The organism is Alcanivorax sp. HI0044 (assembly GCF_001634945.1).
Genome location: NZ_LWEZ01000103.1, coordinates 1 through 846, shown reverse-complemented (window position 1 = coordinate 846; position 846 = coordinate 1). Strand labels below are relative to the sequence as shown.

Genomic DNA, 846 nt, shown 5'->3' with positions numbered 1-846 from the left:
CCTGGCGGTTGTAGGGTGTATTGGCTGTGGTTGGCCACTATTCTACCACTGATGGCCCTGCCCATCCCAGATGGGGTCGCAAAGGCGTAGCTTCAAGGGGCCCGAAAACAGAAAAGGGGGCCGAAGCCCCCTTTTCCTTGGTTACAAACCGCTGTCTTAGAAATGCACTTTCATGCCCACGTAGCCGGTACGCGGCTTGTTGGGGCGGGCGCCGGCAGGATCACGGGAAACGATTTCCTGATCGTCGAACACGTTGTCCACCTTGGCGTACACTTCCATATCGCTGCTCACCTGATAGGTCGCCACGATATCGGCAATCACGTAATCGCTGGTGCGTTTGAACGTGGTTACCTGACCAGCACGGTCACAGCTATTGTCGATGCACATACCATCGGTATGGCTGACGGACATCAGTGCAGACCAGGCCGCCGGTTTTTCCAGGCCGAACGTCAGGCTGGCCAAGTGCTCCGGCAGGTACGGCAGCACATCACCATCCAGCACGGATAAATCATCCGCATCCTTGGTAATTTCACCGTCGGTATAGGTATAAGCCAAGCGAATCGGGGCACGAAGACCACTATCACCTTCCCAGACCACGCTGCTCAAGCCCACTTCCAGACCCCGCACTTCGGATTCACCAAAGCTCTGGGTGCCGGAATCGTCACCATTAGGGCAAGGGTTAGCGATGGAGCAGTTCTGGATAGTGTTTTCATAATCGCTGTAGAACGCGATCACATCCGCACTGAAGTTCTCGTTCCAGTAGCGGAAACCGGTTTCATAGTTGACGCTCTTTTCCGCATCGGTGCCTTTCTGGGAAGACGCACCTGCAGGCGCAAAGCCCTGATG

General features: G+C 55.7%; 1 protein-coding gene. It reads right to left on the bottom strand.

The features are described 5' to 3' along the window. Positions 1-156: 156 nt before the first annotated feature. Positions 157-846, bottom strand: a 690-nt coding sequence (locus A3730_RS01205; protein ID WP_156500746.1) for a TonB-dependent receptor, incomplete at its 5' end; no start/stop codon positions are given.